The sequence below is a fragment of the Ramlibacter sp. MAHUQ-53 genome (genome assembly GCF_052600055.1).
In genome coordinates this window covers 169,158-182,376 of record NZ_JBQWTS010000001.1, presented here as the reverse complement: position 1 = coordinate 182,376, position 13,219 = coordinate 169,158, and the positions used below count along the sequence as shown (strand labels likewise).

General features: G+C 73.8%; 14 protein-coding genes, 1 other RNA gene and 1 riboswitch. Of the genes, 9 read left to right on the top strand and 6 right to left on the bottom strand.

The window, feature by feature from the left end; translation table 11 throughout:
- Nucleotides 1-7 precede the first annotated feature (7 nt).
- Nucleotides 8-1,537, top strand: coding sequence for a malonate--CoA ligase (locus ACT80S_RS00870; RefSeq protein ID WP_377411511.1), 1,530 nt, complete (start codon nt 8-10; stop codon nt 1,535-1,537).
- Nucleotides 1,538-1,643: 106 nt separating this feature from the next.
- Complete coding sequence (locus ACT80S_RS00865; RefSeq protein ID WP_377411509.1) at nt 1,644-3,281, top strand: hypothetical protein; 1,638 nt, start codon at nt 1,644-1,646, stop codon at nt 3,279-3,281.
- On the opposite strand, the gene ACT80S_RS00860 is transcribed toward ACT80S_RS00865, so the two are convergent.
- A complete protein-coding gene (locus ACT80S_RS00860; RefSeq protein WP_377411507.1) occupies nt 3,203-4,027 on the bottom strand; it encodes a DUF535 family protein in 825 nt (274 codons plus the stop codon). The two genes, ACT80S_RS00865 and ACT80S_RS00860, sit on opposite strands and share 79 nt — an antisense overlap.
- Nucleotides 4,028-4,245: 218 nt before the next feature.
- Nucleotides 4,246-4,695, bottom strand: a complete 450-nt coding sequence (locus tag ACT80S_RS00855; RefSeq protein ID WP_377411505.1) for a GNAT family N-acetyltransferase — start codon at nt 4,693-4,695, stop codon at nt 4,246-4,248.
- A 59-nt stretch (nt 4,696-4,754) separates the two neighbouring features.
- Here ACT80S_RS00855 and ACT80S_RS00850 point away from each other — a divergent pair, with 59 nt between their 5' ends.
- Nucleotides 4,755-5,000: a hypothetical protein gene (locus ACT80S_RS00850; RefSeq protein ID WP_377411503.1), complete on the top strand. Its 246-nt coding sequence runs from the start codon at nt 4,755-4,757 to the stop codon at nt 4,998-5,000.
- A 55-nt stretch (nt 5,001-5,055) separates the two neighbouring features.
- Here ACT80S_RS00850 and ACT80S_RS00845 read toward each other — a convergent pair whose 3' ends face one another.
- From ACT80S_RS00845 to ACT80S_RS00830, 4 genes are all read right to left on the bottom strand, one after another.
- Entirely contained in the window at nt 5,056-5,871 is an 816-nt protein-coding gene (locus ACT80S_RS00845; protein ID WP_377411502.1) for a sulfite exporter TauE/SafE family protein, read from the bottom strand.
- Between the two features lie 60 nt (nt 5,872-5,931).
- Nucleotides 5,932-6,111: non-coding RNA, 6S RNA (ssrS, locus tag ACT80S_RS00840), on the bottom strand.
- Nucleotides 6,112-6,240: 129 nt separating this feature from the next.
- On the bottom strand, nt 6,241-6,594 hold the full coding sequence (locus tag ACT80S_RS00835; protein WP_377411500.1) for a cell division protein ZapA: 354 nt from the start codon (nt 6,592-6,594) through the stop codon (nt 6,241-6,243).
- Nucleotides 6,595-6,608: 14 nt separating this feature from the next.
- The gene (locus ACT80S_RS00830) at nt 6,609-6,821 is read right to left on the bottom strand and encodes a DUF904 domain-containing protein (protein WP_377411499.1); all 213 of its coding nucleotides are present in this window, start codon (nt 6,819-6,821) and stop codon (nt 6,609-6,611) included.
- Between the two features lie 34 nt (nt 6,822-6,855).
- Nucleotides 6,856-7,099, top strand: a riboswitch (cobalamin riboswitch).
- 77 nt (nt 7,100-7,176) lie between these two features.
- On the opposite strand from ACT80S_RS00830, the gene ACT80S_RS00825 reads away from it, so the two are divergent.
- The 6 genes from ACT80S_RS00825 to ACT80S_RS00800 are packed head-to-tail and all read left to right on the top strand — an operon-like array spanning nt 7,177 to nt 13,178.
- Nucleotides 7,177-9,003, top strand: coding sequence for a TonB-dependent receptor domain-containing protein (locus ACT80S_RS00825; RefSeq protein ID WP_377411497.1), 1,827 nt, complete (start codon nt 7,177-7,179; stop codon nt 9,001-9,003).
- 10 nt (nt 9,004-9,013) lie between these two features.
- Complete coding sequence (locus ACT80S_RS00820; protein WP_377411495.1) at nt 9,014-9,823, top strand: ABC transporter substrate-binding protein; 810 nt, start codon at nt 9,014-9,016, stop codon at nt 9,821-9,823.
- The gene (locus ACT80S_RS00815) at nt 9,816-10,409 is read left to right on the top strand and encodes a bifunctional adenosylcobinamide kinase/adenosylcobinamide-phosphate guanylyltransferase (protein ID WP_377411493.1); all 594 of its coding nucleotides are present in this window, start codon (nt 9,816-9,818) and stop codon (nt 10,407-10,409) included. The genes ACT80S_RS00820 and ACT80S_RS00815 overlap by 8 nt, the downstream gene beginning before the upstream one ends.
- Entirely contained in the window at nt 10,406-11,428 is a 1,023-nt protein-coding gene (locus ACT80S_RS00810) for an ABC transporter substrate-binding protein (RefSeq protein WP_377411491.1), read from the top strand. The genes ACT80S_RS00815 and ACT80S_RS00810 overlap by 4 nt, the downstream gene beginning before the upstream one ends.
- Entirely contained in the window at nt 11,425-12,408 is a 984-nt protein-coding gene (locus tag ACT80S_RS00805) for a FecCD family ABC transporter permease (RefSeq protein ID WP_377411489.1), read from the top strand. The genes ACT80S_RS00810 and ACT80S_RS00805 overlap by 4 nt, the downstream gene beginning before the upstream one ends.
- Entirely contained in the window at nt 12,405-13,178 is a 774-nt protein-coding gene (locus ACT80S_RS00800; RefSeq protein ID WP_377411487.1) for an ABC transporter ATP-binding protein, read from the top strand. The genes ACT80S_RS00805 and ACT80S_RS00800 overlap by 4 nt, the downstream gene beginning before the upstream one ends.
- The last annotated feature ends 41 nt before the right edge of the window (nt 13,179-13,219 follow it).

Sequence of the window (13,219 nt, the reverse complement as noted above, 5' to 3'; positions counted from 1 at the left end):
CCACGCCATGACGACCCACCGCAACCTCTTCGCCGTGCTGCGCGCGGCCTTCCCCGCCGACCTGGACGCCGTCGCGGTCGAGACCGACGAGGGCCTGTGCTACTCCTGGCGCGACCTGGACCGCGCCAGCGCCATGATCGCCAACCTGCTGGATTCGCTGCAGCTGCCCGCGGGCTCGCGCATCGCGGCCCAGGTGGACAAGTCGGTCGAGGCGCTGATGCTGTACCTGGCCACGCTGCGCGCGGGCCATGTCTTCCTGCCCCTGAACACCGCCTACCAGAGCGCCGAGATCGCCTACTTCATCGGCAACGCCGAGCCCGCGGTGGTGGTGTGCAGCCCGAAGAATTTCGGCTGGGTCAGCAAGATCGCCTTCCAGGCCGGCACCCGCAACGTCTTCACCCTGGGTGATGACCGCAGCGGCTCGCTGCTCGATCGCGCCGCCCACTGCAGCGACGCGCATGACTGCGCGGCGCGCGGCGACGACGACCTCGCCGCCATCCTCTACACCAGCGGCACCACCGGCCGCAGCAAGGGCGCCATGCTCACGCACGGCAACCTGTCCTCGAACGCGCTCACGCTCAAGGACTACTGGGGATGGGTCCCCGGCGACGTGTTGATCCACGCGCTGCCGATCTTCCATGTGCACGGGCTGTTCGTGGCGATCCACGGCGCTCTGGTCAATGGCAGCAAGATGATCTGGCTGAACAGGTTCGACCCCAAGCGCGTCATCGCCCGCATGCCCGAGGCCACGGTCTTCATGGGGGTGCCCACGCTCTACGTGCGCATGCTGGGCGAGCCGGCGCTCACGAAGCAGGCGGCCCGCCACATGCGCCTGTTCATCTCGGGCTCGGCGCCGCTGCTGGTCGAGACCTTCCGCGACTGGCAGGCCCGCACCGGCCACACCATCCTGGAGCGCTACGGCATGAGCGAGACGGTGATGCTCACCTCCAATCCCTACCGGGCCGAGGACGGCGAGCGCCGCGGCGGCACCGTGGGCTTCCCGCTGCCCGGCGTGGGCGTGCGGGTACGTGACGACGCCGGCCAGCCGGTGCCGGTGGGCGAGATCGGCGGCATCCAGGTGCGCGGGCCCAACGTGTTCAAGGGCTACTGGCGCATGCCCGAGAAGACGAAGGAGGAATTCACCGACGACGGCTGGTTCAAGACCGGCGATGTCGGCAAGTTCGACGCGCGCGGCTACGTCACCATCGTCGGCCGCAGCAAGGACCTGATCATCTCCGGCGGCTACAACGTCTACCCCGCCGAGATCGAGGGCTGCATCAACGAGCTGCCGGGCGTCGACGAGAGCGCGGTGGTGGGCGTGCCGCACCCCGACTTCGGCGAGGTCGGCGTGGCGGTGCTGGTGCCGAAGGCCGGCGCCACGGTCGATGGCGATACGGTGATCGCCACGCTCAAGTCCCAGCTGGCCAATTTCAAGATCCCCAAGCGCTGCTTCGTGGTGGGCGAGCTGCCCCGCAACACCATGGGCAAGGTGCAGAAGAACCTGCTGCGGGACCAGTACAAGTCGCTGTTCGCCTGAGGGGCGCCCGGCGGCGGCGCCGTGCGCGGCGCAGGCCGCCGGCCACGGCGCGGCCGCGCGCCCGGCCGACGCCGGGGCGCCGTGGCCGGGCCTAGCGTGCCGGGCCATGCGAGCCTGCATTCCGTGGCGGGGCGCGGCCGGCGTCGCCTGGGTGGCGGCCGTCACCGCCGCGGCCGACGGCTTCCACATCGTCACGCGCTTCCTCTGGATCGGCGGCCACGGGCTGGCCGACCACGCCCGCCGCGCGGTGTTCCTGGGCGAGCACCTGGCGGCGGCGCTCGCCGTCTATGCCTGCAGCCGCCTCGAGCGGCGCCTGGCCTGGCCGCTGCTGGCCCTGTTCGGCCTGGGCCTGGCCGCCGACCTGGCGGCCCACGCGGCGCTGGGGCGGCCGGCCTCGCTGTCGAACATCGCGGTGTTCCAGGCGGCGGCCGGCCATGTGGTGCAGGCCTGGCATGAATTCCCCGGGCCCGCGCGCCGGGCGGCGGGCTGGACGCTGCTGCTGCTCGCGCCGCTCGTGCTGCTGGCCGGCCCGGCGCCCGGGAGGAGGGCCCGGCGCCTGGCGCTGGCCTCGGTGGCGGGCCTGCTGGCCCTGTATGCGGCCACGCTCGCTGTGCGCGGCGAGCAGGCGCTGATCGGCTTTCCCAAGGGCTTCGCCTACGGCTTCGGCGCGGCGGCGGTGGCCGTGGACGCCCGCCTGCAGGCCGGCGGCGCGGGCGCGGTGCGGGTGCCGCGCGAGGACCGCACCCATGCCGCCTCGCGCGTGGTGCTGCTGGTGGACGAGAGCATCCGGCACGACGTGTTCGCGCGCGTGTTCGACGCCGGCGCGGCCGGCGCGATCGACTACGGCCTGGCCCGCAGCGCGGCGAACTGCTCCGCGTCAGCCAACCTGCTCCTGCGCAAGGCGGGCTGGGTGCGTACCGGCGAGGCGTCGGCGCCGGTGCGGGCCTACGAGAGCCTGTTCTCGCTGGCGCGCCGGGCGGGCTACGCCACCGCCTATGTCGACACGCAGAACGTGCTGGCCGAGCCCGGCGCGCGCAATTACTTCGACCCCGCGGAGCTCGCCGCCGTGGACCGGGTGGTGGCCGTGCGCGGCCCTGCCCACGGGCGCGACCCGGCCTCGCTGCGCGCGCTGGGCGAACTGCTGCGGCCGGCGCGGGTGTTCGTCATCGTCAACAAGGTGGGCGCGCATTTCCCGTACGCGGAGATGATCCCGCCCGGGCTGCGCCGCGGCGCGCGCCTCGCCGACTACGAGGTCGCGGTGCGCGTGAACGCCGCGCAGTACCTGGCGCAGGTGGCGCGCCTGGTGGGGGAGGGCACGGTGGTCTTCTACACGTCGGACCACGGGCAGGACTTCGATGCGCCCGTGCCGCACTGCAACGTGGGCGCCCAGGTGCGCGACGCGGAGTACGCGGTGCCCTTCGTGGTGCTCGCCGGCGATGCGGCCACCCGCGCCGCGCTGCGCCAGCGCCAGCCGCGCCTGCACGGGCGGCTCGGCCACCTCGAGGTGGCGGAGTCGGTGCGCAACGCGCTGGGCTATGCCTTCGACGACGTGGACTCGGTCTACAAGCCGCCGCGCCGCCTGCACCACGGGCTGTGCGCCATCCACGGCCCGCCGCGGCCCTTCTTCGGCATGGGGCCGCGGTGCCGGCCGCAGCCGGCGGCCGGTCAGGCCCAGAGCGATTCGCGCAGTTCGTCCAGCACGGCGCGCCTGCGGCGGATCGCGGCGCGCTTGGACGAGGGATAGTCCTCGATCGGGCGGGCCTCCTGGAACAGCGGGATGTCGTAGTTGCCGCGCGCATTGGGCGTGCCGCCGACCAGCGCCCAGGTCTCGTCGTAGCGCAGGTGGCGCTGCTTGGCCCGCTTGAAGACGCGATAGACCAAGCTGTTCCAGCTGTGGTTGCGCGTGGCGATCGCCTCGATGCGCCCGACGCCCCAGCGCAGGCACAGCGCGCGCAGGGCCTCGACCACCAGGGTGCGGGGCTGCAGGCCGTGCAGGTCGCGCGTCGCGTCGCGGAATTTCTCCAGCGCGTCCTGGGTCATCCCCTGCAGGCCGCCGACCCGGCACACCGCCTGGCCGCCGTCGGCGTCGAGGGAGAAGGTCAGGGCCTTGTAGCGGTCGTCACCCTTCCACAGGCTCAGGGTGATATTGCCCTCGCGGAGGAAGCGGCCTTCGCAGCTGAGGGTCAGGCGGTAGGGCTGCGTGTCGCGGCCGCTGAGGGTGCACACGGTGCGCTCCTCGCCGGCGAGCAGGCGCCCGTACAGGCCTTGCCCCAGCAGGTCATGCTGCAGCCGGTGCGAGTGGATGAGGCTTCGCACCCGCTCGGAGGTGCTCAGTCGGTGGTCGTAGAAGGGGCGCTGCGCCTGCAGCAGCAGCATCGGCAGCAGCGGCAGGTCCGCCATGGAGGGCGTGTTGCGCAGGTGGCCGTACCAGCGGTCGAGGCTCGGGCCGAGGAGCAGGTGACGGGCCGCGAAGCGCATGCGAACGGACAAGGGCAGGCGGCCTTCGACTCGACACACGCCAAGGGCCCAGGGCAAGTGGGCAAAAGGCATGCGGTCGATGCTAGGGGCGCGGCCAGGGGGGTCGACCCTCGGAATTTGCTTAAGACGAGGCGGCTACCCGCGGCGCTTCCAGGTGTGAATTCGGGGTCGATCCGCCGGACGTTCTACGTCAAAGGTTTTGATTTCGGCCCGGCCGGCCGGCCGGGGCCTCAGCGGTCCCGGACCACGTAGCGCACGAAGCCGTCGGCCCTGGCGAAGCGGTCGTAGAGCCGGCGCGCCTGCGTGTTGTCCTCGCGGGTCATCCAGTACAGGCGTGACCAGCCCTCGGCGCGCATCGCGCCGCGCAGCCACTCGAGCAGGGCGGTCCCCAGGCCGCGGCCGCGCGCCGAGGGCAGCACGTACAGGTCCTCGAGGTAGCACACGGGCTGGGTCTCCCAGGTGGCCTCGTGGACCACGCAGGCGGCGAAGCCGTAGACCCGGCCCTCGACCTCGGCGACCACGCACATGACCGAGGAGTCCGGGTCGAGGATGCGCTGCCAGGTGCGGTCGGTCACCTCGTCGGGCAGCCGGGCGCCGTAGAACTGGCAGTAGCCTCGCCACAGCGAGCGCCAGGCGGGTTCGTCGGCGGGGAGGGCGGCGCGGATCACCAGGGCGGTCATGGGTGCATTGTGCCGCGCGTCCTACAGACCTCGGGGCGGCCGCTGCCTAAGGTGGGGCCATGGCCACCGCCACGCCGCCCGCCGTCGACCTCGCCGCCGAGTCCGTGGCGGGCGAGGAAGACCCCGGCGCGGCCATCGAGCTGCCGGCCGCCCCCATGGCCCCGGGCGACCAGGCGCCGGCGGGCACGCCCGGCACGGGCGAGGGCGTCTGCCCCCGCTGCGGCGGCAGCGGGCGCATCGGCGAGACGGAGTGCCCGGACTGCCTGGGCACCGGGCGGATCATCGAGGGGATCGGGGGCGGCTGACCCCGGGAAGGACGGTGCAGGACCGTGCGGGCGGCAGGGCCGCCCGCGGACCGGATCAGGCGGTGAAGCCCTTGTAGGCCATGTAGGCGGCCAGCACGTACAGGATGCTGGCGAACACCTTCTTCAGCTGCTTCACCGGCAGGGCATGGGCCGCCCTGGCGCCCAGGGGCGCAGTGAGCACGCTGGCCGCGGCGATCACCACCAGGCCGGGCACCCAGATGTAGCCGAACGAGCCGGCGGGCAGGTCCTGCACGCCCTGGCCGGCGAACACGTAGCCCACCACGTTGGCCACCGCGATCGGGAAGCCCAGCGCCGCGCTGGTGGCCACCGCGTTGTGGATCGCCACGTTGCACCAGGTCATGAAGGGCACGCTGATGAAGCCGCCGCCCGCACCCACCAGGCCCGAGAGGAAGCCGATGAAGCCGCCGGCGCCGAACTGGCCGGCGGTGCCGGGCATCTGCCGCGTGGGCTTGGGCTTCTTGTCCAGGAACATCTGCGTGGCCGAGAAGCCCACGAAGAGCGCGAAGAACAGCGCCAGCCACGAGCCCTTGAGGAGGGCGAACACGCCCAGGCTGCCGGCCATGCTGCCGGCGACGATGCCGGGCGCCAGCCGCCTGACGATGTCCCAGCGCACCGCGCCGCGCTTGTGGTGCGCGCGCACGCTGGACACCGAGGTGAAGATGATGGTGGCCATGGAGGTGGCGATGGCCATCTTCACCGCCAGGTCGGGCGAGACGCCGCGCGCGCCGAGGATGAAGGTGATGAAGGGGACCATCAGCATGCCGCCGCCGATGCCCAGCAGGCCCGCCAGGAAGCCCGTGCCGATGCCCAGCGCGAGCAGCTCGGCCACGAGGAGAGGTTCGAGGATCATCCGTCGCCCGTCGTTCTTGTTGTCGTGGGTGCCGTCCGTTGCGGACGGCACGAGGGGAATGAGGCGTCTGCAGATGCCACCGGACCGGCATCCTGAACCGGGGGTTCAGGTGGGCCAGGTCACCCCCGCGTTGGGATCATCTGACGCGAGACGTTCACGCTCACGGGGTTTGTTCCAAGCCCGAGCTCGTAGAGCATTGGTTCAAGGAAATATAAAGCCCGGCGCGCACTGCAGACACCCGCGATTGTAGGCGCTGCGAGGCCGCTTCCGAAGGCTTAACACCTGCCGCGATCCCGGACTCGTCGAGGGCGGTTTGACAGCCGCGGCTGCCACTGAACTGCACGGACCCCGGGGCCGCGCGGCGGGTGTTCAGAGCAGCTGGCCGTCCTGGCCGAGGGCCTGGTCCAGGCGCTGCACCAGCTGCGCGAGCCGGGCCTGCGAGGCGTCGTCGTCGAGGGCGCCGGCATGGCCGGACGCGCCTTCCGCGGAGGCCGCGGGCGCGGCCGCTGCAGCGGCTGCGACCGGCTTGTCGGCCAGGTCGAAGGCCAGGTTCAGGGCCGCCAGCACCGCGATGCGGTCGCGGGCCTTGACCTTGCCGGCATCGCGGATGCGGCACATGGCGCCGTCCACCTTCTCGACCGCGTCGCGCAGGCGCGCCTCGCCGCCGTCGGGGCAACCGAGCAGGTAGCTCTGGCCCATGATCTGAACTTCGATCTGCTTCATCGGGGGGGCGGCCCTCAGGCCGCGTTCTTGGCCTCGGGCAGGCGCTCGAGGAGGGCGTCGACCCGCGAGCGGGCCGCCGACAGGCGCGACTTGAGGGAGTCGCGTTCCTGCGTGAGCGTCTCGACCTGCGCCTGCAGCAGCGCGTTCGTGCGCTGGAGTTCCTCGTGGCGCACCAGCAGGCGCTCGACGCGTTCGGCGAGCTGGTCGATCTGGGAGACGGTGGACATGGGGCCAAATTGTAGGGTTTGGTAAAGGTCGGGCTTCTACAATGTTCGGGTTGGTGCTCGCGGTGTGGTTCTCATGCCGCAGTTCAACGGGAAGCAGGAAGGCACGGCCCCGGCCACGCCCAACCTGCGCTGCCCCCGCAACGGTAAGCGGAGCGTGCGAGCCTGTCGGCGCGCACCCGGTTCCATCACGAAGTGCCACTGGGCCGCCCTCGGGCGGCCTGGGAAGGCGATGGCATCGATCCGTCAGCCCGGATACCGGCCAACGAGGTGGCGGTGCGCGCCTGGCGCGCGCCGCCGTAATGCCCAATGCACTGGCGGGGAACCTGGTGCGGGCGACAGACCTTTGCAGTTATCCATGAACCATCGTGCGTACCGCACGCCGCGCCATGCCGCGGTCGTGCTCGCCGTGGGCGTCGCCGCCTCGCAGGCCGCCCTTGCCCAATCCTCCGCTTCCGCCACCGCCCTGCGCGAGACCGTCGTCACGGCCACCCGCACCGACAGCCGCGCCGACGAACTCGTCAGCGAGGTCGTGGTGATCGAGCGTGCCGCCATCGAGGCCGCCGCCGGCCGCACCCTGCCCGAGCTGCTGGCGCGCGAGGCCGGCCTGCAGTTCGCCTCCAACGGCGGCTTCGGCCAGCTCTCGAGCGTGTTCATCCGCGGCACCTCGTCGCGCCACGCGGTGCTGCTGGTCGACGGTGTGCGACTGGGCTCGGCCACCGCCGGCATCCCGATCTGGGAGACCCTGCCGCTCGAGGCGATCGAGCGCATCGAGGTCCTCAAGGGCCCGGCGTCCGCCCTCTACGGCAGCGACGCCGCCGGTGGCGTGGTGCAGGTCTTCACCCGCAAGGGCCAGCAGGGCTTCCGCCCGGGCGCCAGCGTCACCGCGGGCAGCCGCGGCCACGCGCAGGCCACCGCGGGCTTCGCCGGCGGCGAGGGCCCCCTGGGCTACTCGCTGGGTGTCCAGCGCACGGTGGACGGCGGCTTCTCCGCCACCAACCCGCGCCAGCCCTGGAACTACAACCCCGACCGCGACCCCTTCCGCCAGGACGCGTTCAACGCCTCGCTGCGCTACGACATCAACCGCGACTGGCGCGCCGACGCCTCGGTGCTGTACTCCGACGCCATCTCGCACTTCGACGACGGCCCCGGCCTCGACGCGCGCAGCGCGCTGCGCGCCTCGGTGGTGCAGGGCGGCGTGAAGGGGCGCCTCCTGCCGGCCTGGCAGACCGAGCTGCGCGTGAGCCAGGGCACCGACACCAACAACAGCATCCAGGCCTCGTGGCCCGGCTCCTACCGCACGGCGCAGAACCAGGTGACCTGGCAGAACACGGTCGACACGCGCCTGGGCGCCGTGCTGGCCGGCCTGGAACAGCGCGTGCAGAAGGTGACCAGCACCACGGCCTACGTCGTCAAGGAGCGCACCATCGACGCCGCCTTCGCCGGCCTCAACGGCTCGGCCGGCGCGCACAGCTGGCAGGCCAACCTGCGGCATGACCGCAACTCCCAGTTCGGCAATGCCGACACCGGCTTCGCCGGCTACGGCTATCGGCTCTCGCCCGCCTGGCGCGTGCATGCCTCCTATGGCACCAGCTTCGTCGCCCCGTCGTTCAACGACCTGTACTACCCGGGCTGGAGCAACCCGCTGCTGCAGCCCGAGCGTGGCCGCAACCGCGACCTGGGCCTGGCCTGGAGCGAGGGCGCGCACGAGGTCAAGCTGGTGCACTTCGACAACCGCATCCGCGGCTTCATCACCAGCGGCATGGCGCCGGTCAACGTGCCGCATGCGCGCATCGACGGCTGGACGCTGGGCTACACCGGCCGCGTCGGCGCCTTCGCGCTGCGCGCCTCGGTGGACTCGCTGGACCCGCGCGACGAGGTCACCGGCCGCCGCCTGCCGCGCCGCGCCGACACCAACGCCACCGCCGGCGCCGAGTGGGCGCGCGGCGACTGGCGCCTGGGCGGCACGGTGCTGCACGTGGGCCAGCGCTTCGACGACACGGCCAACACCAAGCCGCTCGATGCCTACACCACGCTCGACGTGCATGCCGCCTGGCAGTTCGCGCGCGACCTGAGCCTGCAGGCCCGGGTGAACAACCTCACCGACCGCAAGTACGAGACGGTGCTGGGCTACAACCAGCCGGGTCGCTCGGCCTACCTCACGCTGCGCTGGCAGCCCAAGTAAGCTCGCAGCCATGAGCCTGCCCCTGCGAGGTCCCCGCCGCATCGTCTGCCTCACCGAGGAGACGACCGAGTGGCTGTACCTGCTGGGGCAGGAGGCGCGCATCGTCGGCATCTCCGGCTACACCGTGCGGCCCCGCCGCGCGCGGGACGAGAAGCCGCGCGTCAGCGCCTTCCTCAGCGCGAAGATCGACCGCATCCTCGCGCTGGAGCCGGACTGCGTGTTCGGCTTCTCCGACCTGCAGGCGGACATCGCCTCGGCCCTGGTGCGCCAGGGCGTGCAGGTCACCGTTTTCAACCAGCGCAGCGTGGACGAGGTCTTCGCCATGCTGTGGCAGGTGGCGGCCCTGGTGGACCAGGCCGCCCGCGGCCAGGCGCTGCTGGATGCGATGCGCGCCCGGCTCGACGCCATCGCCGCCGAGGCGCGCGCCTTGCCGCGCCGCCCGCGCGTGTTCTTCGAGGAGTGGGACGAGCCCGCCATCAGCGGCATCCGCTGGGTCAGCGAGCTGCTGGCCATCGCCGGCGGCGACGACATCTTCCCCGAGCTGGCCCGCCAGCCCCTGGGCAAGGACCGCATCGTCGCCGACCCGCTGGAGATCGTGCGCCGCGCGCCCGACCTCATCATCGGCTCCTGGTGCGGCAAGAAATTCCGCCCGGAGAAGGTGGCCGCGCGCCCCGGCTGGCAGGACGTGCCGGCGGTGCGCGACGGGCAGCTGTTCGAGATCAAGTCCGCCGACATCCTGCAGCCCGGCCCCGCCGCGCTCACCGACGGCGTGGAGCAGATGCACCGCCTGGTGATGGACTGGGGCCGCCGCCATGCGTGAACTGCGCATCGCCCGCAGCGAGTTGATCCTCGGCGGCGACGCCGGCGGCAAGCTCGCCCGCGCCCAGGCCCTGGCCGATGCCTGGCTGGGGCAGGGCGCCGGCCACCGCGTCGTCTACATCGCCACCGCCCAGGCCTGGGACGCCGACATGCGCGACCTGGTGGACCGGCACCGCCGCGAGGGCGGCGAGCGTTCGCGCATGGTCACGGTGGAAGAACCCACCGAGCTGGCCCATGCCCTGGGCACGCAAAGCCGCGCCGACACGCTGATCGTGGTGGACTGCCTCACGCTGTGGCTCACCGCCTCCCTGATGCAGGCGCTGCTGCCGGACGAGTCGGATGCCGCGCAGGCCCAGGCGCACGCGCCGGCCACGCGTGCGCCCACCCTGGCCGACGCGGTGCGGGCGTGCGCCGGCCCGCTGGTGCTGGTGAGCCACCAGCTCGACGCCGCCGCGCTGCCCGCCCGCAAGGACAGCGAGGCCTTCCTCGAGACCCTGGGTGCGCTGAACCAGCAGGCCGCCCGGGCCTGCGAGCGGGTCACCCTCATGGCGGGGGGCGACGCGCTCACGCTGAAGGAGGCGGAATGAGGCCGGCGGGCGGGCCGGGGCGCGCGTCGGTGGGCCTGCGGGTGGCCGGCCTGGCCCTGGCGGTGGGCCTGCTGGTGCCGTGGCCGGGGCGGCAGGCGGTTGCCGCGACGCCTGCGCCGCGCAACGGGCCCGGGGCGACCGTGCCGACGGCGTCCGCCGCCGCATCCCCGACGGCCGCGACGCCCGCGGCGCCCGCAGCGCCCGCCATCGTCGACGACCGCGGCGTCGCCGTCGCCCTCGCCGCGCCGCCGCGGCGCATCGTCACCCTGCTGCCCTCGCTCACCGAGACCGTCTGCGCCCTGGGCGCCTGCGACCGGCTGGTGGGCGTGGACACCTACTCGAACTGGCCCGCCGAGGTGCAGCCGCTGCCCCATGTGGGCGGCCTGGACGACGCCCAGGTCGAGCGCATCGTCGCCCTGCGGCCCGACCTGGTGCTGGCCGCCCACTCCACCCGCGCCGTGCCGCGCCTGGAGGCGCTGGGCCTGAAGGTCGCGGCGCTGGAGCCGCGCACGCTGGAGGACCTGCGCCGCGTCGTCGGCCAGGTCGACCGGCTCCTGGGCACCCAGGCCGGCCCGGCCCTGGTGCGGCGCATCGACGCCGACCTGGAGGCCGCGGTGCGCGCCATGCCCGCCGCCCTGCGCGGCACCCGCGTCTACGTGGAGGTGGCCAGCGCCCCCTATGCGGCCAGCGAGTCCTCCTTCATCGGCGAGCTGCTGGCGCGCATCGGCGCGGCCAATGTCGTGCCCGGCGCGCTGGGCCCGTTTCCCAAGGTCAACCCCGAGTTCGTCGTGCGCGCCGACCCGCAGGTGATCATGGTCACCGACCGCGTCGCCGAGTCGATGGCGCAGCGCCCCGGCTGGTCCCGCATCCGCGCGGTGCGCGACGGCCGCATCTGCCGCTTCAGCCCGCAGCAGGGCGACGTGCTGGTGCGCGCCGGCCCGCGCCTGGCCGAGGCCGCGCGCCTGATGGTCGACTGCCTCCAGGGCCGCCTGCGGGGCGGCCAGGGAGGCGCCTCGTGAACCCGCGCGCCCCCCTGCCGCTTGCCGTGGCGCTGGCCCTCGCCGGCCTGGCGCTCCTGGTGGTGGGCGCCTGCGTCGGCAGCGCCGGCTGGGAGCCGCTGTCGCCGGCCGACGCCTCGGCCGCCACCATCCTCTGGGAGATCCGCGTGCCGCGCACCGCGGGCGCCTGGCTGGCCGGCGCGCTGCTGGGGCTGGCGGGCGCGGTGGCCCAGGGCCTGTTCCGCAACCCCCTGGCCGACCCCTACCTGCTCGGAAGCGCCACCGGCGCCAGCCTGGGCGTCGCGCTGCTGCTGGCGGCCCTGGGCCTGTCGCCGGCCGCGGCGGCGGGCTGGGGCGCGCGCCTGGGCATCACCGGCGCGGCCTTCGCCGGCGCGGTCGGCGCGGTGCTGCTCACGCTGGCCCTGGCGCGCGGCGTGCAGCACACGCTGCGGCTGCTGCTGGCGGGCGTGATCGTGGGCATGGTGCTCGGCGCGCTGGCGGCGCTGGTCCTGTTCCGCGTGCCGGAGGCCCTGCGCGCGATGCAGGGCTTCATGCTCGGCACCACCGGTTTCCTCGGCTGGGGCGCGGTGCAGCTGCTCGCGCTGGCCCTGGCCGCCGCCCTGGCCGTGGCCCTGGGCTGCAGCCGCGCGCTGGACGCGCTCTCCCTCGGCGAGTCCACTGCCGCCAGCCTGGGCGTGGCCCTGGGCCCGGTGCGGGTGGCGCTGGTCGCCATCCTGGCCCTGGCCACCGCCGCGGCGGTCGCCCAGGTGGGCCTGATCGCCTTCATCGGCCTGGTCGCGCCGCACCTGGTGCGCTCGGCGGTGCGGCCCACCCATGCCTGGCTGCTGCCGCTGGCGGCCCTGGCCGGCGGTGCGCTGCTGGTCGCGGCCGATGTCCTCGGGCGCTGGCTGGTGGCGCCGCAGGAGCTGCCGGTGGGCGCGGTCACCGCCGTCCTGGGCGGCGGCTACCTGCTGTGGCTGATGCACCGGAGGCCGCTGTGAGCGCGGCGCTGGCCTGCGCCGGCCTGCGCGTCGCCCTCGACGGGCGCGAGGTGCTGCATGGCCTCGACCTGCGCCTGCCCGCCGGCCGCTGGACCGCCCTGGTCGGCCCCAACGGCGCGGGCAAGACCACGCTGCTCAAGTCGCTGGCGCGGCTGCTGCCCGCGCGCGGCGAGGTGGCCTGGCTGGGGCGCGACCCGGCCGGCCTGCCGGCGCGCGAGCGCGGCCGGCTGCTCGCCTGGCTGGGGCAGCAGGAGCCGGGCGGCGGCGACCTGCGGGCGCAGGATGTCGTGATGCTCGGGCGCCTGCCGCACCAGGGCTGGCTGGCCGGCCCCTCGGCCCGCGACCTCGCGGCGGTGGAGGAGGCCATGCGCCGCACCGGCAGCTGGGAGTGGCGGTCCCGTGCCCTGGGCCAGCTCTCGGGCGGCGAACGCCAGCGCGTGCTGCTGGCGCGGGCGCTGGCGGTGCAGGCGCCGATCCTGCTGATGGACGAGCCGCTGGCCAACCTCGACCCGCCGCACCAGGCCGACTGGCTGGCACTGGTGCGCGAGCACGTGCGCGGCGGCGGCACCGCCGTCACCGTGCTGCACGAACTGAACATGGCGCTGCATGCGGACGAACTCGTCGTCATCGTCGAGGGGCGCATCGCGCACCAGGGGGCCTGCGACGCGCCCGCCACGCACCGCGCGGTCGAAGCGGCCTTCGGCCAGCGCATCGCGGTGCACCCGGTGGGCCGCGCCTGGGTGGCGCTGCCGGTGGAGGACCTGGGGTGAACGCGCCGCGCCGTGCCGCCCGGGGCCCGCGTGCGCCGCGC

Excerpts from the sequence above, each read along its gene's own strand:
- ACT80S_RS00870 (WP_377411511.1), top strand. The coding sequence starts at position 8 with ATGACGACCCACCGCAACCTCTTCGCCGTGCTGCGCGCGGCCTTCCCC.
- ACT80S_RS00865 (WP_377411509.1), top strand. The coding sequence starts at position 1,644 with ATGCGAGCCTGCATTCCGTGGCGGGGCGCGGCCGGCGTCGCCTGGGTG.
- ACT80S_RS00855 (WP_377411505.1), bottom strand. The coding sequence starts at position 4,695 with ATGACCGCCCTGGTGATCCGCGCCGCCCTCCCCGCCGACGAACCCGCC.
- ACT80S_RS00850 (WP_377411503.1), top strand. The coding sequence starts at position 4,755 with ATGGCCACCGCCACGCCGCCCGCCGTCGACCTCGCCGCCGAGTCCGTG.
- ACT80S_RS00845 (WP_377411502.1), bottom strand. The coding sequence starts at position 5,871 with ATGATCCTCGAACCTCTCCTCGTGGCCGAGCTGCTCGCGCTGGGCATC.
- ACT80S_RS00835 (WP_377411500.1), bottom strand. The coding sequence starts at position 6,594 with ATGAAGCAGATCGAAGTTCAGATCATGGGCCAGAGCTACCTGCTCGGT.
- ACT80S_RS00830 (WP_377411499.1), bottom strand. The coding sequence starts at position 6,821 with ATGTCCACCGTCTCCCAGATCGACCAGCTCGCCGAACGCGTCGAGCGC.
- ACT80S_RS00825 (WP_377411497.1), top strand. The coding sequence starts at position 7,177 with ATGAACCATCGTGCGTACCGCACGCCGCGCCATGCCGCGGTCGTGCTC.
- ACT80S_RS00820 (WP_377411495.1), top strand. The coding sequence starts at position 9,014 with ATGAGCCTGCCCCTGCGAGGTCCCCGCCGCATCGTCTGCCTCACCGAG.
- ACT80S_RS00815 (WP_377411493.1), top strand. The coding sequence starts at position 9,816 with ATGCGTGAACTGCGCATCGCCCGCAGCGAGTTGATCCTCGGCGGCGAC.
- ACT80S_RS00810 (WP_377411491.1), top strand. The coding sequence starts at position 10,406 with ATGAGGCCGGCGGGCGGGCCGGGGCGCGCGTCGGTGGGCCTGCGGGTG.